21 protein-coding genes are annotated in these 19,098 nt (G+C 46.0%); 15 read left to right on the top strand and 6 right to left on the bottom strand.

Annotation, left to right across the window (positions count from 1 at the left end):
• Positions 1 to 24 precede the first annotated feature (24 nt).
• The 3 genes from ICN20_RS01535 (at position 25) to ICN20_RS01525 (ending at position 3,559) form a co-directional block, all read left to right on the top strand.
• Positions 25 to 774, top strand: coding sequence for an electron transfer flavoprotein subunit beta/FixA family protein (locus ICN20_RS01535; RefSeq protein ID WP_216237788.1), 750 nt, complete (start codon positions 25 to 27; stop codon positions 772 to 774).
• A complete protein-coding gene (locus tag ICN20_RS01530) occupies positions 775 to 1,710 on the top strand; it encodes an electron transfer flavoprotein subunit alpha/FixB family protein (protein ID WP_216237787.1) in 936 nt (311 codons plus the stop codon).
• A gap of 61 nt (positions 1,711 to 1,771) precedes the next feature.
• Positions 1,772 to 3,559, top strand: a complete 1,788-nt coding sequence (locus ICN20_RS01525; protein ID WP_216237786.1) for an acyl-CoA dehydrogenase — start codon at positions 1,772 to 1,774, stop codon at positions 3,557 to 3,559.
• Positions 3,560 to 3,625: 66 nt separating this feature from the next.
• Here the strand turns inward: ICN20_RS01525 and ICN20_RS01520 are convergent, their stop codons facing one another.
• Positions 3,626 to 4,072: a hypothetical protein gene (locus ICN20_RS01520; protein ID WP_216237785.1), complete on the bottom strand. Its 447-nt coding sequence runs from the start codon at positions 4,070 to 4,072 to the stop codon at positions 3,626 to 3,628.
• A 26-nt stretch (positions 4,073 to 4,098) separates the two neighbouring features.
• Positions 4,099 to 4,587, bottom strand: a complete 489-nt coding sequence (locus ICN20_RS01515) for an META domain-containing protein (protein ID WP_216237784.1) — start codon at positions 4,585 to 4,587, stop codon at positions 4,099 to 4,101.
• 260 nt (positions 4,588 to 4,847) lie between these two features.
• Here ICN20_RS01515 and rpsP point away from each other — a divergent pair, with 260 nt between their 5' ends.
• From rpsP to ICN20_RS01485, 6 genes are all read left to right on the top strand, one after another.
• Complete coding sequence (gene rpsP, locus ICN20_RS01510; RefSeq protein ID WP_216237783.1) at positions 4,848 to 5,093, top strand: 30S ribosomal protein S16; 246 nt, start codon at positions 4,848 to 4,850, stop codon at positions 5,091 to 5,093.
• A gap of 92 nt (positions 5,094 to 5,185) precedes the next feature.
• On the top strand, positions 5,186 to 5,752 hold the full coding sequence (gene rimM, locus ICN20_RS01505; protein ID WP_216237782.1) for a ribosome maturation factor RimM: 567 nt from the start codon (positions 5,186 to 5,188) through the stop codon (positions 5,750 to 5,752).
• Positions 5,753 to 5,798: 46 nt separating this feature from the next.
• Positions 5,799 to 6,545 (top strand): tRNA (guanosine(37)-N1)-methyltransferase TrmD, encoded by a 747-nt coding sequence (trmD, locus tag ICN20_RS01500; protein WP_216237781.1) that lies wholly within the window; start codon positions 5,799 to 5,801, stop codon positions 6,543 to 6,545.
• 135 nt (positions 6,546 to 6,680) lie between these two features.
• Positions 6,681 to 7,076, top strand: a complete 396-nt coding sequence (gene rplS / locus ICN20_RS01495; RefSeq protein ID WP_216153913.1) for a 50S ribosomal protein L19 — start codon at positions 6,681 to 6,683, stop codon at positions 7,074 to 7,076.
• Positions 7,077 to 7,138: 62 nt separating this feature from the next.
• On the top strand, positions 7,139 to 7,876 hold the full coding sequence (locus ICN20_RS01490) for a CoA pyrophosphatase (protein ID WP_216237780.1): 738 nt from the start codon (positions 7,139 to 7,141) through the stop codon (positions 7,874 to 7,876).
• Positions 7,873 to 8,832 (top strand): CobD/CbiB family protein, encoded by a 960-nt coding sequence (locus tag ICN20_RS01485; RefSeq protein WP_216237779.1) that lies wholly within the window; start codon positions 7,873 to 7,875, stop codon positions 8,830 to 8,832. The genes ICN20_RS01490 and ICN20_RS01485 overlap by 4 nt, the downstream gene beginning before the upstream one ends.
• Here ICN20_RS01485 and rsgA read toward each other — a convergent pair.
• Positions 8,777 to 9,790, bottom strand: coding sequence for a ribosome small subunit-dependent GTPase A (gene rsgA, locus ICN20_RS01480; RefSeq protein ID WP_216237778.1), 1,014 nt, complete (start codon positions 9,788 to 9,790; stop codon positions 8,777 to 8,779). The genes ICN20_RS01485 and rsgA overlap by 56 nt on opposite strands.
• 2 nt (positions 9,791 to 9,792) lie before the next feature.
• Positions 9,793 to 11,046 carry a M48 family metallopeptidase gene (locus ICN20_RS01475; RefSeq protein WP_216237777.1) on the bottom strand — a complete coding sequence of 418 codons (1,254 nt, stop codon included), beginning with the start codon at positions 11,044 to 11,046 and terminating at the stop codon, positions 9,793 to 9,795.
• 15 nt (positions 11,047 to 11,061) lie between these two features.
• Between ICN20_RS01475 and orn the strand changes: the two genes are divergently transcribed.
• Complete coding sequence (orn, locus tag ICN20_RS01470; protein ID WP_216237776.1) at positions 11,062 to 11,667, top strand: oligoribonuclease; 606 nt, start codon at positions 11,062 to 11,064, stop codon at positions 11,665 to 11,667.
• Between the two features lie 77 nt (positions 11,668 to 11,744).
• Here orn and mog read toward each other — a convergent pair whose 3' ends face one another.
• Positions 11,745 to 12,377, bottom strand: coding sequence for a molybdopterin adenylyltransferase (gene mog, locus ICN20_RS01465; protein ID WP_216237775.1), 633 nt, complete (start codon positions 12,375 to 12,377; stop codon positions 11,745 to 11,747).
• Positions 12,378 to 12,403: 26 nt separating this feature from the next.
• Here mog and pmbA point away from each other — a divergent pair, with 26 nt between their 5' ends.
• From pmbA to ICN20_RS01445, 4 genes are all read left to right on the top strand, one after another.
• The gene (gene pmbA / locus ICN20_RS01460) at positions 12,404 to 13,750 is read left to right on the top strand and encodes a metalloprotease PmbA (RefSeq protein WP_216237774.1); all 1,347 of its coding nucleotides are present in this window, start codon (positions 12,404 to 12,406) and stop codon (positions 13,748 to 13,750) included.
• 44 nt (positions 13,751 to 13,794) lie between these two features.
• Positions 13,795 to 14,877, top strand: a complete 1,083-nt coding sequence (locus ICN20_RS01455) for a TRAP transporter substrate-binding protein (RefSeq protein ID WP_216237773.1) — start codon at positions 13,795 to 13,797, stop codon at positions 14,875 to 14,877.
• Between the two features lie 116 nt (positions 14,878 to 14,993).
• Complete coding sequence (locus tag ICN20_RS01450; protein WP_216237772.1) at positions 14,994 to 16,271, top strand: NRAMP family divalent metal transporter; 1,278 nt, start codon at positions 14,994 to 14,996, stop codon at positions 16,269 to 16,271.
• 9 nt (positions 16,272 to 16,280) lie between these two features.
• Positions 16,281 to 17,066 (top strand): sulfite exporter TauE/SafE family protein, encoded by a 786-nt coding sequence (locus ICN20_RS01445; RefSeq protein WP_216237771.1) that lies wholly within the window; start codon positions 16,281 to 16,283, stop codon positions 17,064 to 17,066.
• On the opposite strand, the gene ICN20_RS01440 is transcribed toward ICN20_RS01445, so the two are convergent.
• A complete protein-coding gene (locus ICN20_RS01440; protein WP_216240117.1) occupies positions 17,059 to 17,724 on the bottom strand; it encodes an alpha/beta hydrolase in 666 nt (221 codons plus the stop codon). The genes ICN20_RS01445 and ICN20_RS01440 overlap by 8 nt on opposite strands.
• A 131-nt stretch (positions 17,725 to 17,855) precedes the next feature.
• On the opposite strand from ICN20_RS01440, the gene ICN20_RS01435 reads away from it, so the two are divergent.
• Positions 17,856 to 19,085, top strand: coding sequence for a dicarboxylate/amino acid:cation symporter (locus ICN20_RS01435; RefSeq protein WP_216237770.1), 1,230 nt, complete (start codon positions 17,856 to 17,858; stop codon positions 19,083 to 19,085).
• The last annotated feature ends 13 nt before the right edge of the window (positions 19,086 to 19,098 follow it).

The raw sequence follows: 19,098 nt of genomic DNA, 5'->3' as shown, positions 1-19,098 counted from the left end.
ATTAACCATTATTGAGAATTCCAAATGAAAATCTTAGTAGCTGTAAAACGCGTTGTGGATTACAACGTCAAAATTCGGGTGAAATCAGATAATTCTGGTGTCGATTTAGCTAACGTCAAAATGAGCATGAATCCCTTTGATGAAATAGCTGTTGAAGAAGCGGTACGTCTTAAAGAGGCTGGCGTAGCAACCGAAGTTGTTGTGGTAAGCGCTGGTGCGACTCAATGTCAAGAAACGTTGCGTACCGCATTGGCCATTGGCGCTGATCGTGCAATCCTGGTTGAGACAGAGGCAGAGCTACAGCCTTTAGCAGTGGCGAAGATTCTGAAGGCGCTCTCTGAAAAAGAACAAGCGCAAATCATCATTCTTGGTAAGCAAGCGATTGATGACGATAGCAATCAAACGGGTCAGATGTTAGCTAGCCTGTTGGATATCCCACAAGCAACCTTTGCTTCCAAAGTGGTGGTTGCAGATGGCAAGGCTACTGTGACGCGTGAAGTTGACGGTGGTTTAGAAACCATTGCACTCACATTGCCTGCCGTTATTACGACTGACTTGCGTTTGAATGAGCCACGTTATGTGACTTTGCCAAACATCATGAAAGCTAAGAAGAAAACGATTGATATCGTCAAGCCTGAAGATTTGGGCGTCGATATTGCCCCGCGTCTTAAAACACTTAAGGTAGAAGAACCCCCTAAGCGTAGCGCAGGCGTGATGGTTGCTGATGTAGCAGCCCTTGTAGAAAAACTCAAAAATGAAGCGAAGGTGATCTAAATGGCCGCACTTGTTATTGCCGAACACGACAATCAATCTTTAAAAGCAGCAACTCTTAATGCGGTAGCAGCTGCTTTGCAGTGCTCTCCGGAAGTAGATGTTTTAGTTGCTGGTAGCGGCGCTGATGCAGCCTCTGCTGCAGCGGCTCAAGTTGCTGGTGTGCGCAAAGTGATTCAAATTGATGCGGCCGGTTTAGCTGATCAATTGGCTGAACCTGTAGCGGCGCAAATTCTGTCGATCGCTGGCGGTTATAGCCATATCCTCGCTCCTGCAACTGCTAACGGCAAGAATGTATTGCCACGCGTTGCGGCTAAGCTCGATGTAGCGCAGTTATCCGATATCACTAAAGTAATCTCCGCTGATACTTTTGAGCGCCCAATCTATGCAGGAAATGCTATTGCTACCGTGCAGTCAAGCGATCCGGTAAAAGTCATTACTGTACGTACCACTGGTTTTGATCCGGTTGCTGCTACTGGGGGTTCGGCTGCTGTAGAAAAGGCCACTGCCGCTGATAGCAAAGCTCAATCTTCCTTTGTGGGGCGTGAGCTTACGAAGTCTGACCGTCCCGAGTTAACTGCTGCCAAGATTATTGTGTCTGGTGGCCGTGGATTAGGTTCTGGTGAGAAGTATCAAGAGATCATTGCCCCATTGGCTGACAAATTGGGCGCTGCTTTAGGCGCATCACGTGCTGCCGTTGATGCGGGTTATGTTCCAAATGACTATCAAGTAGGTCAGACGGGCAAGATTGTGGCTCCGCAGCTGTATATCGCTGTTGGCATTTCAGGCGCCATCCAACATTTAGCTGGTATGAAAGATTCCAAGGTGATTGTTGCGATTAATAAAGATCCAGAAGCGCCGATCTTTAGCGTTGCTGACTATGGTCTAGTAGCTGATTTAAATACTGCAGTGCCTGAGCTAACCAAAGCACTTAGTTGACTCAATTAGTTGAAAAATTAGTCGATGAACTGAGAATCAAACCGAATAAAGAGGAGTTGTAATGCCATACGTAGCCCCAGTGAAAGATATGTTGTTTGTCATGAATGAACTAGCTGGACTATCGGATGTTGTTGCCTATCCTTCATATGCGGAAGTAGGTGCTGACGTTGATCTAGCGCCTGCTATTTTGGAAGAGTCTGCTAAATTTAATCAAGATGTTGTTGCACCACTCAACTGGGTGGGAGATCAAAATCCAAGCTCTATAAAAGACGGTGTTGTAACAACTACGCCTGGTTTTAAAGAAGCTTTTGAGCAATACGCTGCTGCTGGTTGGCAGGGCGTGATTCATCCGGCGGAGTTTGGTGGCCAAGGTTTGCCTAAACTAATCTCCACTGCTTGCTTGGAAATGGTGAATGCAGCCAATCTTTCTTTTGCTCTTTGCCCATTGCTAACGGATGGTGCTATTGAAGCGCTGTTAACTGCTGCAAGCCCAGAACTGCAGGAGCAATATGTCCCGAAGATGATCTCTGGTGAGTGGACCGGGACAATGAATCTCACTGAGCCACAAGCAGGCTCTGATCTATCGATGGTGCGTTCCCGTGCCGTTCCGGAGGGTGATGGCACTTATAAGATTTTTGGTACCAAAATTTATATCACCTATGGTGAACACGATATGGCTAAGAATATTATCCATTTGGTGTTAGCGAGAACACCTGATGCGCCAGAGGGTGTTAAGGGTATTTCATTATTTGTAGTGCCAAAGTTCATGGTGAATAAAGATGGTTCATTAGGTGAGCGTAACGACGTTCACTGTGTATCGATTGAACATAAACTCGGCATCAAAGCGAGTCCAACAGCGGTTCTACAGTTTGGCGATCATGGTGGCGCAGTTGGCTACCTGGTTGGTGAGGAAAATCGTGGTCTTGAATACATGTTCGTGATGATGAATGCTGCTCGCTTTGCAGTAGGTATGCAAGGTGTTGCGGTAGCAGAGCGCGCTTATCAAAAGGCGGTTCAATATGCCAAAGATCGTGTGCAAAGCCGTGATTTAGCTGGTTCACCTGGTCCTGTAGCAATCATCCATCAGCCCGATGTGAAGCGCATGCTGATGACAATGCGGGCCTATACAGAGGCATCACGTGCTTTGGCTTACTACGCTGCTTCTGCTTATGACGCACAACATGCCGCTCCTGATGAATCCATACGCAAAGCAAATCAAGCGATTTATGAATTCTTAGTCCCAATCGTTAAGGGTTTTTCGACTGAGATGTCAATTGAAGTTGCTAGCTTGGGAGTTCAAGTGCATGGTGGCATGGGCTTTATTGAAGAAACTGGCGCTGCTCAGCACTATCGCGATGCTCGTATCTTGACTATTTACGAGGGCACTACTGCTATTCAGGCAAACGACTTGGTTGGCAGAAAAACGGTGCGCGATGGTGGCGCCATTGCGAAAGAACTTTCCCAAAGAATCAGTGCTATTGAAAAAGATTTAGCTGCCAGCGGTAGTGATGACGCTAAAGCAGTACTCAAACAGCTCACCTTAGCGCGTGCTGCATTTGAGCAAGCGGTTGCTTATGTCGTAGCTAACGCCAAAACAGATATCAAGGCCGTCTATGCAGGCAGTTTTGCTTATCTGCGTTTGTCAGGTCTCGTATTGGGTGGCTGGCAAATGGCTAGGGCATTGCTAGCTGCAGAACGCTTACGTGATGGCGACCCCAAATTCTATGATGCAAAGATCGCAACGGCGCGATTCTTTGCAGAGAATCTTATGCCTCAGGCTCAGGCCCTTGCTACCTCCATTGTGGAAAGCGGCTATTCCACCAATGCTTTAGAAGTGGAGCAGTTCTAAAAGAGTTGCAGAGAACAAAAAAACCGCTCCAAAGAGCGGCTCTTGCATAAGAAAAGCTATCTGCAATTATTGGGATAGCTTTTTTGCCTCGTGGATTTGCGAGATAAAGAATTGCTCAAAAGAGATTGCTAAAAAAGTCATCATCACTCCAGCGCCGAAGACTAAAGAGAAAATCACTGTCAATATCACCAGCCATCCAGACCGACTGCGACGATGTTCTTCAATTCCAGGATTAAATTGGGCATCCCATTTCTCATCAAGACGCAGTCCGAATGCAATGGTAGTTAACCAGCTTGCTTCAATAGCAATAAAGCCAAAAGTAATGAGTACCCATCCCGGCGCAGAATGAAAGTGAGCATCTTTCAGGATGATCCAGCCAGCTGCACCTCCAATGAGGGCAAACAACTGTACCCATGCCCAAAAAGATTTCAGTCCTTGCAAATAGAGACAATTGAGTCCGCTTCCTGGAAAAAATAATCCGAGTGCGCAAAAAAGAAGTTTGGATTTTTTCATGAGTATTTCTATAGAGTTACTAATGGTTATTTATTTGTTTTTTGAGTAAAGCTAAGTACTTCACGATCGGTGCCAATCATGAGTAACTGATCGCCGTTGCGCACGATGCTGCGATAGTCATTTAGCTCGTAGAGAAAGTCATTCTCTAGTTCCATGCGTTGTGGATTGCAAGCCATCTTAGTGCTTGCAATTTGCTTAAGAGAAAAGCCACGAGCGTCTTCATCGATTGTTGCGGTAAACCGATTGCATCCTGTGGAGCCACTGAGGCGTTGCCCATTGGCATCAAAAATGATTTGTATGGGGTTGCTGGCATCGCCCTGCGGAATCTGGCGTGTGCGCACCTCGCCATTGCTATTAGGGGGTAAGTTCCAGCGGGTGAGCTCCCATTTGGTATTTTTGAGCTCGCTGCTGGGAGGGCTGATTTTGGCACTGCAAGGGGGAATGACATTGGCGCAGCCGACTAAAAACCCAAGACTTAGGCAAGAAAGTGTCAGAAAGAGCCTATTTAAGGACATTCCGATCCAGTCTGAAGGGCTATATTTAAGGACCATATTTACCTAAGTTATTGTTTTTAATATAATTTTTAATAAAGTGCGTGTTCTATTCTACTGTCTTAGGTGCTGAAATAGGTGGAAGAAGTAGGGGTTTTCGTCTAGAATATGAGGTTTTCCGCTCTACCTTATCTTTATTTGGTGAGCTGGAGCCCAAGGTTTTTTGTAGAAATTTCATTGGGTTGTAATCAACCTGTTTTCATTTTAGATTTTAAGGAATAAGTATGGTCGTCATTCGACTGGCACGCGGCGGTTCTAAGAAGCGCCCTTTTTACAGCATCGTTGCTACTGATAAGCGCAACCGTCGTGACTCGAACTTTATCGAGCGTATTGGTTACTTCAATCCACAAGCAGCGGCTACTGAGCAAGCAATGCGTATTGCTCAAGACCGTTTGACTTATTGGACTGGTGTTGGCGCGCAAATCTCTCCAACAGTAACTCGTTTGATCAAAAACAATCCAGCTGTTTAATATTCAATTACTAAAAGCTTCATCGTTGTGATGAAGCTTTTAGTGACGGAATTTCTAGTAGTTCTATCTTGGAAAAATAAGGTGTCTTACAAATGAGTACGCCTTCCATAGATGAATTGATTGAACTTGGTGCCATATCTGAGGCACAAGGTTTGCAGGGTCAAGTAAAGGTGAGGCCTCACTCATCTGAGCCTGTAGCACTTCTTTCTTCTAAATCGGTTTGGTTATCGCTTATCCCTCGTAGGGATGCAGGCGTTTCTGCGTCTTTAGAGCAGGCCTCATTGACGCAGTACAAAGTCAAAAGCGCCAAGATGCACAGCGGTAATGTGGTGATGGCGCTTGATGGCGTGAATGATCGTGATCAAGCCTTGGCATTAAAAGGTTCGCGCATCTTAGTGGCGCGCGATGCTTTTCCAAAGGTGGAAAGTGATTCGTATTACTGGGTAGACCTCATTGGCTGCAGTGCAATGAATTTACAAGGCGAGGCACTTGGTGAAGTTATTGATGTCACTGAGAATGGCGCACATGGTGTCATTGCTATCGGTGATGCTCAAACAAAGACGATCAAGTATCTAGTGCCATTCGTAAAAGAAGTGGTGCAAAACGTCGATCTACCAAACAAAACGATTACCCTCGATTGGCAGTCTGACTGGCAATAAAGAGTGAATAAGAACGCAAAGATAAAGTTCAAACTTAATTACTGATATGCGCTTTGATGTTGTGACCTTGTTTCCGGAAATGTTCTCTGCTTTAACAAAGTGGGGCATTACCGGTCGCGCTTGCGAGCAATCACTAGCCAGTGTTCACCTTTGGAATCCCCGAGACTTTTGTACCGATCCCCGTAAAACGGTAGATGACCGTGCTTATGGCGGTGGCCCCGGTATGGTCATGATGGCCAAGCCCCTGGAAGATACTGTTGCTGGAATTAAGTCGTCCCACCAGGCGGCAGGCATAAAAAGTGGCCCAATTTGCTTATTAGCACCTCAGGGTGAGCGTTTTTCTCAGAAGATAGCGACAGATATCCTCAGTTACGGTAATTTAAGCTTTATTTGTGGTCGATATGAGGCCGTAGACCAGCGTTTTGTCGACCGAAACGTGGATTTACAGCTTTCTATCGGTGATTTTGTGCTTTCTGGGGGTGAAATTCCTGCGATGGCCATGATGGATGCGGTCATTAGATTGATTCCAGGAGCCCTGGGGGATGGCGAATCTGCTACCCAGGATAGCTTTATGAACGGTCTTTTGGACTATCCACACTACACTCGCCCTGAAATATATGAAAATTTATCCGTCCCGGACGTGCTTTTAGGCGGACATCACGCTAAAATAGCAGATTGGCGTCGGCAGAAGTCTTTAGAGCTGACGTTCAGGTTAAGGCCGGACTTAATTGATTCGGCTAGAGCCAAAGGGTTGCTAACCCGAGAAGATGAACAATTTCTTCGCTCGCTGTAAATACTTTTAGTAGTGTGCAGTAGTGATTAGGTGTTTAGTTTTTGGTTTAGTGAAATTGTTTTAACTGCATCCTCTATTAGGTCCGCTGATTTATATCTCGGGATTAAACGCTAATACGATGTTTAAGGATTAAAAATGAATTTAATTGAAAAAATTGAGCAAGAAGAAATTGCTCGCTTAAGTGCTAACAAAGTATTGCCAAGTTTTGCTCCTGGCGACACAGTAGTTGTTGGCGTAAACGTTGTTGAAGGTGCGCGTAAGCGTACTCAGGCGTTTGAAGGCGTTGTGATTGCTAAGCGCAATCGCGGACTTAATTCTAGCTTTATCGTTCGCAAGATTTCATCTGGCGAAGGTGTAGAGCGTACATTCCAAACTTACTCACCATTGATCGCTAGCATTGAAGTTAAGCGTCGCGGTGATGTACGTCGTGCTAAGTTGTACTACTTGCGCGATCGTTCAGGTAAGTCTGCACGTATTAAAGAGAAGCTTCCTGCACGTAAGGTAGCAGTGGCAGCTCCAGCCGCAGAGTAAATTCCGGCTAGAAGTAAAAAAGGCGGCTTAGGTCGCCTTTTTTGTTGCCTTAGAATATGAACATGCCTAAGAACTCAAGCCCTGAAGACAATGCAATCAATGTTGCCGCGCCGCCAGGATTTGATGCGCAAGCGATTCCGATTCATCAGGTGTGTGCTCACGAAAAAAAAGTAGCAAAAGAATTTTTGGAGCCGGCCGGTTTAAGGGCTCGCCTGCAATCACCGCCGCAATGGCAACCAGAAATTACGGATGAAAACCGTCATGTGATTGCATCTGACATTATTGCTAAGCGACAAGCTGTTGGCAAAGTTACTAAAGCAGCAGTGCTTATTCCACTTCTATTAAAGGAAGAGGGTTTATCAGTGTTACTGACGCAAAGAACCAATCATTTGCGTGATCATGCAGGGCAGATCAGTTTTCCAGGTGGCCGAATGGACCCAGAGGATCAAGGTCCAAATGACACTGCTTTGCGTGAGAGTCAGGAAGAGATCGGACTTCATCCAGATCGAGTTGAAATTATTGGGCACTTACCTCAGTATTTAACGGTTTCTGGCTATAGCGTCACTCCAGTAGTAGGATTGGTCCAAGCTCAGGCAGAATATGTCTTAGATGAGTTTGAGGTAGCCGATGTATTTGAAGTGCCCCTGAGTTTTTTGCTGGATCCCGCCAATCATCAGGTGAGATTGTGGCAAAGTGAGCAGGGCGGACGACGTTTTTATTCAATGCCTTATGAGAACCGCTTTATTTGGGGTGCCACTGCGGGAATGTTGCGTAACCTTTATCATTTATTAAAAGTATGACTTTCTTTTCTATTCTCTTCGCCCTCATTGCTGAGCAATATCGCCCAGTTACATCAAGCCATTGGATTGCACGTGTCTGCTCTCGCTGGTTAGATTGGGTTGCTGCCGAGTTTGGCGGCAAGACTGATGAAGGTGCAAGTCCTGTAGGCGCTCGTATGGCCTGTCTAGTAGCATTCATACTGCCTACCTTTTTAGTCTTTATGGTGTACGTCACTTGTATGGTGACGTATCCAATTTTGGGCTTCATTTGGAATATCGTCATTGCCTATTTATTCTTTGGCTTTCGACAGTTCAGTCATTCCTTTACTGCGGTTCATGAAGCTATCGAAGCGCATGACCTACCGGCGGCTCGCGCTGCCTTGGGTGAGTGGTATGGCTCAGAGTTAGATATCTCTAATCTGACTGAGACAGAAGTGATTTCTTTAGCCTTAGAGCGCGCCATCATTGGCTCACATCACCATGTCTTTGGTGTGTTGTTCTGGTTCATGATGCCGATGGGTCCTGCGGGCGTTGTGCTGTATCGTCTGGCGGATATTGCTTCCCAACGTTGGTCAGAGCGTGGTGACTTTAATCTCAGCGAGTCAGCTCGTCATTTCTTCTATGTCTTGGATTGGGTTCCTGCACGCATTACTGCAATGGGCTTTGCTATTGTCGGTAACTTCGAAGGCGCTGTATACGGCTGGCGTTACCTCACGCAAAAATGGTCTGACTCTTTGTCGGCAGTGATCTTGGCTGCGGGTAGTGGTGCTTTAGGCGTTCGTTTGGGCGAGCCGATGAGTGAGCCTGATAGCGATGAGGCCTTGCGTATGGCTGAAGCTGGTGAGCCGGTAGTCTATGAAGTAGGTCTTGAGCCGAATGAGCGTACGATGCGCTCTGCAGTAGGATTGGTATGGCGCTTGGTTATCGCTTGGATGGCTTTGTTGCTAATGCTGACCATCGCTCTTTGGCTTGGCTAATTCCCTGAATTTGTACATCCGCTGTTTTCGAATCTGAGTGCAGCTGTCTAAATAGCGTCAGTCTTTCTGGCGCTATTTCATTTCTGTCTACCGCTTCACGAACAGCGCAGTCTGGTTCAGATAAATGCGCGCAATTATGAAAGCGACACTTTCCTAGCAGGTCTTTAAATTCCCTAAAGGCATGTTGTAGTTCACTTACCGACATATGGGCCAAACCAAACTCCTGAAAGCCCGGTGAATCAATCAGAGCACCAAGCTTGCCCGTCTCATCCCTTCCCCATGACTCCGGCAGTTCAAAGTAACGACAAGCAGTAGTCGTATGTTTGCCGGTATCTAAGCGCACCGAATACTCTTGAGTCAAAGCTGCAGCATTCGGAATCCATGCGTTTAATAGACTGGACTTGCCCATACCGGATTGACCTACAAAGACTGAGACCTTCCCTTGCAAGGCAGTGCGCAAGGCATCAATTGAAGATGGATCAAACTTGGCAGAAACTTCACTCACCTGATAGCCCATGCGCGCATAAGGCGCGATGATTTTGCGAGCGTGCTCTAAGTTATCTTTGAGGTCACATTTATTGAGCAAGATATGCAGACCAATTTGATTTGCTTCAGCAGCTACTACAGCTCTACCTAAGAGATCTGGGGAAAAAGCGGGTTGCGTTGCAAGTACTACTAAGATCTGGTCAACATTAGATGCAATCAGTTTGCTCTTAAAAGCATCGGAGCGATAGAGCAGATTTTCTCGGGGTTCAATTTGAATAATGCGGGCTTGATCAGCTGAAGTCATTTCAAGCAACATGCGATCACCAACCGCGCCAATATGTTGCTTGGCTGGCGTACTGACTTGAATTAATGGGCCAGTGGGTGATTCACAGTCATCAGCATCTGCTACCAAACGCTGCGCTAAATAATGCCTTCCGTAGGAGGCAATGAGTAGCGCATGAAACTGTTCCATCGTTATGAGCTAAACCGTTGCAAGTTAGCAATGCGTAAAGGGGCGGGCGGATGCGAGCTGTAAAACGCCGTATAAATCGGATCAGGCGTTAGTGTCGATGCATTATCTTGATATAGCTTCACTAGTGCAGTAATTAAATCTTTTGCTGAAGATTTTTCAGCAGCAAATCCGTCAGCCTCATATTCATGTTTGCGTGATGCCAAACTAGAAAGCGGCGTAAAGAAGAAGCTAAAGACTGGTGAGACCAGCATGAAGAGTGCCAAAGCTAAACCGCCGTTATAGCCATTTAGGTTAGGCATGACGCCTAAATCTGTATAGAACCAAGCCTTGGTGCTAACCCAGCCTAAGAGGGCAAGCATCGCAAAGCTTAAGGCAAATGAGACCAAGAGACGCTTACGAATATGTTTACATTTAAAGTGACCAAGCTCGTGCGCCAATACCGCTTCTACTTCGCCTGGATTGAGCTTCTCGATTAAGGTGTCAAAAAATACAATGCGCTTAGCCTTGCCCATGCCGGCAAAGAATGCATTGCCATGCGCACTGCGCTTGCTGCCATCCATGACAAAGAGTCCCTGGCTTGCAAAGTCACAGCGCTTTAGCAATGCTTCAATCTGCGTCTTTAAGGGGCCTTCATCTAAAGCTTGAAACTTATTAAAAAGGGGCGCAATGAAGGTTGGGAAGATCCACTGCATGAGTAAGCTAAAGACGGTTAGTACTAACCACGCCCACAACCACCATAAGTCTCCTGCTTTAGCCATCAAGGTCAAAATCACCCAGAGTAGCGGAACCCCAATCGCGCCGCCTACACCTAGACCTTTGAACATGTCAGAGAAAAATAGTTTCTTGTCCATGCGATTAAAGCCAAAGCGCTCTTCCAGATGGAACTGTTTGCACCAAGAGAAGGGGATATCAATAATGCCGGAGATGATGACGATTGAAATGAGTAGAGCCATTTGCTGGGCAATACCTTCACCAAGTAATTGGAGCAATGCCAGATTGAGAATCTGCAGACCGCCCAATAAGGTGAAGCCAATTAAAATGATGGCGCTGAGCCCATTCTCTAAAATACCTAGGCGTAATTTAGCAATGGTGTAGTCAGCCGCTTTTTGATGTTCGACGAGAGTCACTTTTTCAGCGAAATCTGCAGGCACAGCATCGCGATGCTGTGCTACGTAGCGAATTTGACGTTGGGATAGCCAGTGGCGCAAGCCAAAACTAGCAATAAAGGCGATTAGAAAAACAATTGTGAATGTCATGAGATCATTATAGATATGAGCGAGCAAACTAACATTACAGCAACTGCAGCAACTACGGCAACCAAGACGGCACCAGCCAATGAGCACCTGATATGGGTGGATATGGAAATGTCGGGCCTAAACCCAGAAACCGAGCGGATTCTGGAAATTGCCATCATTGTGACTGACGCCCATCTCAACACCATCGCCACAGCGCCTGTTTGGGTGGTGCATCAAGATGATGCGGTGTTAGATGCGATGGATGCCTGGAATAAGGGCACCCATGGTCGTTCGGGCTTGATTGAAAAGGTGAAGGCATCCACTTTGGATGAGGCAACTGTTGAGGCTGAATGTATCGCCTTTTTGAAAAAATACATTAAGGCAGGCATTGCCCCGATGTGCGGAAATACGATTGGGCAAGACAGGCGTTTTATGGCAAAGTACATGCCAAAACTAGAGGCCTATTTTCATTATCGAAATATTGATGTGTCGACTTTGAAAGAGCTTTGCAAGCGTTGGCATCCTGAATTGGTTAAAGGTTTTACTAAGAACCAGGCGCATACAGCCTTAGCGGATATCGAAGAATCTATTGAGGAGCTTAAGTACTACCGCGAGAAGTTTATTGTGCCCTTACCGCAGTAAGCGGACTGAAGACAAGATGTAGTAGTCGGAATAAAAAGGCCCACAGTGTGGGCCTTTTCTTTATGGGTTCAAAAGAATCAAACCGCAGATTTCTTAATGGCGCTTTTGGGTCTAAAGACTTTAACGATCGTTTCATCGGTTTCGATATAGGGGCCGCCGATCAAATCAACGCAATAGGGTACGGCAGCAAAGATTCCAGGAACAATCGATTTGCCATTCTCATCCTTAAGACCTTCCAAGGTTTCTGCAATCGCTTTAGGTTGTCCTGGTAGATTGATCACCAGAGCGGCATGATCCTCAATCTCTCTGAGGACAGCAGTTTGTCGGGAGAGAATTGCGGTGGGTACAAAATTCAGGCTAATTTGCCGCATTTGCTCGCCAAATCCAGGCATCTCACGGGTTCCCGCATCGCGAGTAGCCTCGGGGGTGACATCCCTTCTAGAGGGGCCTGTGCCGCCTGTGGTGAGAACCAAATCGCAGCCTAGCTCATCCACTAACTCTACGATCGTCTCGGTGATGATTTCGGATTCATCGGCAATCAGGCGTTCATGAAAAACGCAGGGATTCTGGATGACCTTCATCAGCCAAGTCTGGAGGGCAGGAATACCTTCATCCTGATAAACACCCTTGCTGGCGCGATCCGAGATGGAAATCAGGCCGATTTTGACCTCATTTGGGCTATTTCGTTTTAGGGCTTCTGTATGCTTCATGTTTCTATTCTAGCTATTATTAGGGCATGTTTACATACACATCCAACCAGTTTCAAGAAATCATCGATTTCATGCTCAAAGAGGCCAAAAGAAGGGGTGCCTCAGATGCTGTTGCTGAAGTTTCCGAGGGACAAGGTCTCTCCGTTACTGTTCGCAAAGGGGAGGTTGAGACTATCGAGCAAAGCTTGGATAAGCAAGTCGGGGTTACAGTATTTTTGGGCCACCATCGCGGCAATGCCAGCACGAGTGATTTTTCTAAAGAATCCCTAAAGGCAACGGTAGATGCTGCTTATCACATCGCACAACATACCGCAGAAGATCTTTGTGCGGGACCGGCAGAAGCAGAGCTCCTAGAAAAAAATCCGCTGGATCTCGATTTGTTTCATCCATGGAACTTAGATGCAGCCAGCGCTGTTGAAATTGCTCGTATTGCTGAAGGCGCTGCGTTTGCCGTCAGCAAACAAATTCAGAATAGTGATGGCGCATCAGTGTCGGCACATCATGCCCATTTCATGATGGGCACTTCCCATGGTTTTATGGGAGGCTATCCATTTTCTCGTCACTATATTTCTTGCGCACCGATTGCGAGTGAAGGTGGCAAGAAGGCGCACATGCAGCGTGACGATTGGTATTCCAGCTCACGCATTCCTGAGGAGTTGGCTGATCCTGCGGCAATTGGTGTTTATGCTGCTCAAAGAGCTTTATCCCGTCTCAAAGCAAGATCTTTAACTACTCGGCGTTGTCCAGTCATCTTTGAAGCCCCTTTGGCTGCAGGCTTATTGGGCGGCTTGGTACAGGCAGTATCAGGTGGCGCACTCTATCGCCGCTCTAGCTTTTTGCTCGATAGTTTAGGCAAGCAGGTGCTACCAAAACACATTAGCTTATTTGAGGATCCACATCTGAAGGCCATGACTGGTAGTGCACCATTTGATGAGGAGGGTGTAAAAACATCTGCTCGCACAGTAGTGAATCAAGGAATACTCGAAGGATACTTTTTATCAACCTATTCTGCGCGTAAGTTGGGTATGAAGACTACTGGAAATGCTGGTGGATCACATCACCTTACTTTGCAAAGTAAGAAAACTCCAAAAGGTGGTTTGCCGGCATTGCTAAAAGAAATGGGCACTGGATTGTTGGTAACTGAGTTAATGGGGCAGGGCGTTAATTATGTGACAGGTGATTATTCACGTGGCGCATTTGGCTACTGGGTTGAGAATGGAGAAATTCAATATCCTGTGGAAGAGGTCACGATCGCTGGCAACTTGCGCGATATGCTGATGGATATTCAGTTAATTGGTAGCGATACATTAATTCGTGGCACCAAGGAAACGGGATCTATCTTGCTGGGTTCAATGACGGTTGGCGGGAAATAAATAAAAAATTCATATAGACCGATGATTTTTAAAGGGAGATGGTAATGCAAAGACGTTCATTTTTAAAGAAAGCCACCATTGGGGCGGGCGCTGCAGCCTTAGCTGCACCATCTATTGCACAAAGCTTGCCCACTCTAAATTGGCGTTTGGTATCTAGCTTTCCTAAGTCATTAGACACTCTATTTGGCACTCCTGAAGTATTTGCTAGTGCCTTACGTAAGGCTACTGATGGCAAATTTAATGTCAAAGTGTTTGCGGCTGGGGAGGTGGTGCCAGCGCTTCAGGTATTGGATGCGGTACAAAACGGCACAGTGGAATGTGGACATACTGCCAGTTATTACTACCTAGGTAAAAACAGCGCATTTATCTTTGATACTGCCGCACCATTTGGCATGACGGCTCGCCAGCAATCTGCATGGATGCTACACGGTAATGGTATGAAGTTGATGCGTGAACTTTATGCCAGTTACAACATTGTTAATTTTCTAGGTGGTCAAACTGGTACGCAAATGGGTGGCTGGTTTCGCAAAGAAATTAAATCGCCAGAAGACCTTAAGGGTCTGAAATTCCGTATCGCAGGTTTTGCCGGACAAGTACTGGCAAAACTAGGCGTTGTTCCGCAACAGCTTCCTGCCGGTGAAATTTACTCTGCCTTAGAAAAAGGCACGATCGATGCCGCTGAATTTGTTGGGCCATACGATGATGAGAAGTTGGGCCTGGCTAAGGTGGCCAAGAATTACTACTACCCTGCATTTTGGGAAGGCGCTGCCGGACTTTCTTTCTTAGTCAATAAGAAGCAATGGGATTCATTGCCACCTTCCTACCAGGCTGCATGGGAAGCAGCTTGTTTTGAAGCACATACCGATATGTGTGCAAAGTACGATGCACTGAATCCACCTGCATTGCAACGTCTTTTGCAAAATGGCGCCGTACTGCGTAAGTTCAATACTTCAGTCTTGGATGCCTGCTTTAAAGCAAGTCAAGAGACTTATGCCGAAGAGTCCGCAAAGAATCCGCAATTCAAAAAGATTTTTGATGACTATCGCGCTTTCAGAAATATGGAGGCACAGTGGTTTAACGTAGCTGAGCAAGCATTTGCTCAATACAGTTTTGCGAAAAAACTGTGAGATAAACATTCTCAGCAAAAGGGCTCCTAGTGAGCCTTTTTCTTTTACATAGATGATCCTGTGATCTCTATTAAAGACTACACTCAAATGATGATTTCTCCATACTTGCGAACCAAATGAGCCTTGCTAATATTTGGCTTCGTATTAAACGGCATCCCTTGTCTCGCGTAGGCCCAGGGTTAATAACGGGTGTTGCAGATGATGATCCCAGTGGGATCGTTACCTATTCTCAAGCGGGCGCGCAGTTTGGCTTAAATATGCTGTGGACTATGCCATTTGCATATCCTTTAATGTCGACGATTCAGATCTTGTGCGCACGTATGGGTCGGGTAACAGGGCGAGGCTTATCTGCCAATATGAAGCTCGCCTTTCCCCGGGTGGTACTTGTAACCCTTGTATTGCTTCTATTCATTGCAAATGTCCTGAACATTGCTGCTGATATTGCTGCGATGGGTGAGGTTGCGCAGTTAGTGACAGGAATAAATTGGCACATCATGACGAGCCTCTTTGTCTTGTTGACACTAGTTTTGCAGATCCTTATTCCATATCGACACTATGTGTTCTTTTTGAAATGGCTATCCCTCTCTTTGTTAGCCTATGGTGCAGTTCTCTTTACCGTTCACATTCCTTGGGGCGATGTTATTTGGAGTACTTTCTTTCCTCAAATCTCGTGGGGAGCAGATTCAGCTGCGGTAGTAGTGGGCATCTTTGGAACCACTATCAGTCCTTATTTATTTTTTTGGCAATCCTCTCAAGAGGTAGAGGATATGAACTTGCATAGTCAGCCAAGTCTACTTGAACAAAAGAATCCTGAAGAGGTAAACGCTGAACTTCGAAGAATTCATTGGGATACTTGGAGTGGTATGTTGTACTCAAATGTAGCTGCCTACTGCATTATTCTTGCCACAGCAGTCACGCTGCATGCTGCTGGCATACGTGACATTAATACTGCCGCTCAAGCTGCCTCAGCCTTAAGACCCCTCGCAGGTGAATTTACCTTTCTTCTTTTTGCCCTTGGGATATTGGGTGTTGGTCTGATGGGGGTTCCCGTCCTTGCAGGCTCAGCCGCATATGCTTTGTCTGAAGTGTTTGGCTGGCGCTCAAGCCTGGAGGATTCAGCTGCTCAAGCAAGTAAGTTCTACGCGATCATTGCTTTTAGCGTATTGGTTGCTCTGGCTATTCAATACTCACCTATTAGCCCTATGAAAGCCTTGTTCTGGAGCGCGGTGATCAATGGGATTGTTGCTGTGCCCTTGATGGTGGCGATTATGATTTTGTCTTCTAAACAATCGGTGATGGGTATGCATGTGGCCTCTTTGAGTATGAAAATTTTAGGTTGGCTGGCGACAGGCTTTATGGCGCTGGCTGCTGCCTATTTGTTCATTGCTTGGTAAGATCATCCGATGTTTGATTTTGCTATTACTTCGCTAGCCCAGTCTTTTCATACGCATTCATTGATATTTTTTGTGTGCGCAGTGATTAGCGTCATTATTGTTGGCATTTCTAAGAGTGGCTTTGGAGCAGGCCTTGGCGTTCTCTCTTTGCCCGTTATGGCAAGCCAGTCCAGCATTAATGAAGCCTTAGCGATCTTATTGCCGCTGTTAATTGCAATTGATTTAGTGGGTTTAAGCCGCTTCATTCGTAATGCGAATTGGCGTATTTTGAAGATCATTACCCCACCAGCATTACTGGGTCTTCTATTGGGAGCGATTTTCTTTACTGCCATCACTCCCCAGGTGCTCACGCTTTCAATTGGTATTTTTACCTTGCTCTTTTTGATCCAGAATCTTGCAATGTCGACAATGGATATAAAGGAAACCAAGTCATATCCCTGGCTTGGGCGTGCGATGGGTCTGACATCTGGGTTTACTTCCTTTGTTGCGCATATTGGCGGGCCTCCGATTACGGTGTATATGCTCAGAGAAAAACTTTTGCCGATGGTTTACACCTCGACCCTAGGAGTCTTTTTCACAATGATTAATTTTGGGAAGCTAGGCCCTTATGCTTATTTAGACCTACTCAATTACCAGCAGCTAGCAACCTCAATCATCCTGTTGCCTTGTGTGCCAGTGGGGGTCTACTTTGGCTTTTATCTGGCCAAAAGAATCTCAATGAAATGGTATTACCGTACAGTGAGATTCTTTTTGCTAATTGCCAGTATTAAGTTAATTTCGGATGGTCTTATTTAGTGGCTAATACTTCTTGCAAAAAGTGTGAGATATCCACGAGCTCTTCATGATTAACAGAATGCTCCATAGGGTATTCATTCCAATCCACTTGATAACCCATTTGTTCTAACAAGGCATACGATGCTTGGGCGCGATCAAGTGTCACCACTGGATCATAGGTACCATGCGCCATAAGGATAGGCGTATTAGAGTTGGCTGCATGCTTTTCAATATTGGCGGTCATTGCCAATGGTAGGTAGCCAGAGAGAGCCATGATGCCGGCGAGCTTGTGGGGAAAGCGTAGCCCGATATGCAAAGCCATTGCACAGCCCTGTGAAAATCCTGCCAAGACAATCTTGTCATAGGTAATACCGCGGCTAGCTTCTTTTTCAATCAACTCAATAATAGATGCAGCTGATTTTTGAATACCCGCAGCATCTTCTTGATCCATCAAATTTCTGCCGATGATGTCATACCAAGCTGGCATGACGTAGCCACCATTGACCGTTACTGGCATGCTTGGCGCGCTCGGAAATACAAAGCGAATTCCAGGGCATCCCGACAGTTTGAGTTCAGGAACGATAGGTACAAAGTCGTTGCCGTCAGCCCCAAGACCATGCAACCAAATGACGGCAGCTGTTGGATTCGGGGCGGTTTCTAATTCAATACAAGGGAGCATATTCATTTTCCTCTGGAGTATGTCATTTCTGCATTATCGACTCATCCGGGCTTACCCCTTATGGGTTGATGTCTAGCGGGGTCTAAAGATGGTTAGAATCTCCAAATACCCCCAATTTATACAGGCCATCCATGAACTCTAAAAAGCTAACCAACTTCATTCTGGGGGCGATGGCCTTGGGCGTATTGGTCGGCTATCTTGTCAATCTATATGGTGCAGGAACTGCCTTCCCTGATCAATATGTAATCTATATCTCGATACTGACGGATGTATTTTTGCGATTGATCAAGATGATCATTGCTCCCTTGGTATTTGCCACTTTGGTGGTTGGTATAGCAAAAATGGGAGATGCCTCGACTATTGGGCGAGTAGGTCTAAAAACTTTCTCTTGGTTTATTTCCATGTCACTAGTTTCTTTATTGCTTGGTTTGGTGATGGTCAATATTCTGAAGCCTGGTATTGGTGTGGAATTGACGCTACCTGCGATCGAGGCAAGCACTGGCCTCAATAAAGCTAGCCTGAATCTTCCTGAGTTTGTGCGTCATATATTCCCCGTCAGCATCTTTGATGCAATGGCTAAGAATGAGATCTTGCAGATTGTGGTCTTCGCGGTTTTCTTTGGTGTTGGCGCAGCGGGTATGGGCTCGCGGGCAGATGAGTTCATTCGCAATTTGGATATGCTCTCGCACATCATGCTCAAGATAACCACTGCAGTGATGAAGCTTGCTCCTATAGCTGTTTTCTCAGCTGTTTCATCTGTTATTGCCGAAAATGGTGTCAGCATATTGATGACCTATGGCAAGTTTATGCTCAGCTTTTATGCTGCTATTTTCACTCTATGGATCGTGATTATTCTAATTAGTTCCTTGGTGCTAAAAAATCGTACTTGGACTTTAGTAAAGCTCTTGCGTGAACCCGCTTTGCTTGCTTTCACGACTGCTAGTTCTGAAGCAGCCTATCCTATGACATTAGAAAGAGTAGAGCGTTTTGGTTGTAAAAACAAAATTGCCTCTTTTGTATTGCCTGTGGGGTATTCGTTTAATTTAGATGGATCAATGATGTATTGCACATTTGCTGCAATCTTTATTGCGCAGGTCTATGGTATTGAGATGGCTCTTAGCCAACAGCTCTTAATGTTGCTGGTACTAATGATTACCTCAAAGGGTATTGCGGGCGTCCCACGTGCTTCATTGGTGGTGATTGCTGCGACCTTATCGCAATTCAACTTGCCGGAAGCAGGTGTCTTGTTAATTCTGGGGGTAGATCACTTCTTGGATATGGCGCGTTCTGCGACCAATGTATTGGGCAACGGCTTAGCAACAGCTGTGATCTCCAAATGGGAAGGTGAGCTTGAGGGTTAGATAGACCCCTTCA

Source organism: Polynucleobacter sp. JS-Polo-80-F4 (assembly GCF_018881965.1).
In the GTDB taxonomy this organism is placed as follows: domain Bacteria; phylum Pseudomonadota; class Gammaproteobacteria; order Burkholderiales; family Burkholderiaceae; genus Polynucleobacter.
Note: the sequence above shows the minus strand (reverse complement) of the source record. Positions and strands in the feature narration are given on the sequence as shown.

Coding starts and splice junctions, on each gene's coding strand:
- ICN20_RS01535 (WP_216237788.1), top strand. CDS start 25: ATGAAAATCTTAGTAGCTGTAAAACGCGTTGTGGATTACAACGTCAAA.
- ICN20_RS01530 (WP_216237787.1), top strand. CDS start 775: ATGGCCGCACTTGTTATTGCCGAACACGACAATCAATCTTTAAAAGCA.
- ICN20_RS01525 (WP_216237786.1), top strand. CDS start 1,772: ATGCCATACGTAGCCCCAGTGAAAGATATGTTGTTTGTCATGAATGAA.
- ICN20_RS01520 (WP_216237785.1), bottom strand. CDS start 4,072: ATGAAAAAATCCAAACTTCTTTTTTGCGCACTCGGATTATTTTTTCCA.
- ICN20_RS01515 (WP_216237784.1), bottom strand. CDS start 4,587: ATGTCCTTAAATAGGCTCTTTCTGACACTTTCTTGCCTAAGTCTTGGG.
- rpsP (WP_216237783.1), top strand. CDS start 4,848: ATGGTCGTCATTCGACTGGCACGCGGCGGTTCTAAGAAGCGCCCTTTT.
- rimM (WP_216237782.1), top strand. CDS start 5,186: ATGAGTACGCCTTCCATAGATGAATTGATTGAACTTGGTGCCATATCT.
- trmD (WP_216237781.1), top strand. CDS start 5,799: ATGCGCTTTGATGTTGTGACCTTGTTTCCGGAAATGTTCTCTGCTTTA.
- rplS (WP_216153913.1), top strand. CDS start 6,681: ATGAATTTAATTGAAAAAATTGAGCAAGAAGAAATTGCTCGCTTAAGT.
- ICN20_RS01490 (WP_216237780.1), top strand. CDS start 7,139: ATGCCTAAGAACTCAAGCCCTGAAGACAATGCAATCAATGTTGCCGCG.
- ICN20_RS01485 (WP_216237779.1), top strand. CDS start 7,873: ATGACTTTCTTTTCTATTCTCTTCGCCCTCATTGCTGAGCAATATCGC.
- rsgA (WP_216237778.1), bottom strand. CDS start 9,790: ATGGAACAGTTTCATGCGCTACTCATTGCCTCCTACGGAAGGCATTAT.
- ICN20_RS01475 (WP_216237777.1), bottom strand. CDS start 11,046: ATGACATTCACAATTGTTTTTCTAATCGCCTTTATTGCTAGTTTTGGC.
- orn (WP_216237776.1), top strand. CDS start 11,062: ATGAGCGAGCAAACTAACATTACAGCAACTGCAGCAACTACGGCAACC.
- mog (WP_216237775.1), bottom strand. CDS start 12,377: ATGAAGCATACAGAAGCCCTAAAACGAAATAGCCCAAATGAGGTCAAA.
- pmbA (WP_216237774.1), top strand. CDS start 12,404: ATGTTTACATACACATCCAACCAGTTTCAAGAAATCATCGATTTCATG.
- ICN20_RS01455 (WP_216237773.1), top strand. CDS start 13,795: ATGCAAAGACGTTCATTTTTAAAGAAAGCCACCATTGGGGCGGGCGCT.
- ICN20_RS01450 (WP_216237772.1), top strand. CDS start 14,994: ATGAGCCTTGCTAATATTTGGCTTCGTATTAAACGGCATCCCTTGTCT.
- ICN20_RS01445 (WP_216237771.1), top strand. CDS start 16,281: ATGTTTGATTTTGCTATTACTTCGCTAGCCCAGTCTTTTCATACGCAT.
- ICN20_RS01440 (WP_216240117.1), bottom strand. CDS start 17,724: ATGCTCCCTTGTATTGAATTAGAAACCGCCCCGAATCCAACAGCTGCC.
- ICN20_RS01435 (WP_216237770.1), top strand. CDS start 17,856: ATGAACTCTAAAAAGCTAACCAACTTCATTCTGGGGGCGATGGCCTTG.